General features: G+C 45.1%; 2 protein-coding genes. One reads left to right on the forward strand and one right to left on the reverse strand.

Annotated elements, in window-relative coordinates:
- On the reverse strand, nt 1-595 hold a 595-nt coding region (locus tag A3766_RS20490), incomplete at its 3' end, for a CsgG/HfaB family protein (protein ID WP_068642894.1).
- A gap of 156 nt (nt 596-751) precedes the next feature.
- On the opposite strand from A3766_RS20490, the gene hisA reads away from it, so the two are divergent.
- A partial coding sequence (gene hisA / locus A3766_RS20495; RefSeq protein ID WP_068642896.1) for a phosphoribosylformimino-5-aminoimidazole carboxamide ribotide isomerase occupies nt 752-1295 on the forward strand: 544 nt, incomplete at its 3' end.

Consider the following 1295-nt stretch of genomic DNA (forward strand, 5'->3'; position numbering starts at 1 on the left):
TAAGCGTTGCATCATAACCCGCTGTGCCACCGAAACCGATGACTTCGCGATTGCTCAGTGCATACTCTCCGGCACCTTGTGTTGAATAGATTATTTGGCTGGTTGTTACGTCAATGATATTGATGGAAACTTTGGCATAAGCAATTTGCTCCTTTCCGCGCCCCAAGATACCAAATAGTTGCTTGTCACCAACTTCTTTACGGCCAAACTCCGAGACTGCGCCTGAAACGACATATCTTGCGCCCGTAATGTTTTGCTTTTGACCGCGATAGGCAGCTTCTTGCTCAAGCTCTTTCATCGCGTCACGGTCAACAAGGTTGAATCTGTTCGTTTGTTGAAGGTGGGTCTCTAAGATGGTCTTGCCTTGCGAACCTAGGCGATCGCCACCAGAAGAAAATAGACCCTGCATATAGTTTGAACGGTTATTAAAATTGCCTACTACCATGGCTGTTTTCTTACCACTATAGTTTGTTTGATAGCTGGCAACTCGATCTGGTTGAATAGCTCGCTTACTTTCCGTTGCGCAGGCGCTAAGGAGTACAAAAAGTGAAACTAAGGAAATTACTTTGCTAAAACGTAAGGAGAAATTCTTCATAATTAAGGTCCTTCAGGTAGGTTTGCTCCAAAGATTATCACAGCAACAAGCCTAGGTGTACTGGATTAATCTTCAATATGGGGCGAATCACCCCGCTTAATTGGGTATAATATGCGCCAGTTTTATTTTTATCTCATTCTGTAAAAGAGGCCTCCTTTGACCCAGTTTCGTCCCTGTATCGATTTACATCAAGGCAAAGTAAAGCAAATTGTTGGTGGTAGCTTGAATGACCAAGGTGCCGATACTAATTTTGTGAGTGCTTATGATGCGGCTTACTATGCTTCCTTATACAAGGAGCATAACTTACAAGGTGGGCATGTTATTGCACTAGGCCCAGGAAATAAGGACGAAGCACTTAAGGCACTATCGGCCTGGCCTCAAGGTTTACAATTTGGCGGGGGCGTTAATCATGAAAATGCCAGCGAGTTTTTGGAAGCAGGTGCGTCGCATTTGATCGTCACGTCTTACCTCTTCGAAGATGGGGAGCTATCTTCTGACAGAATTGAAAAGATAAAAGCGGAGACGGGAGCGGAGCGTTTAGTGATGGATCTGAGTTGCCGAAAAACCGAATCGGGTTGGAATATTGCGACGGATCGTTGGCAAACAGTGACCCGTACTCAGATTACCAAGAATACCCTCGCTGAGTTGGGAGGGCACTGGAATGAGTTTTTAATACATGCTGCCGATGTTGAAGGGCTAC

Source organism: Oleiphilus sp. HI0132 (genome assembly GCF_001635845.1).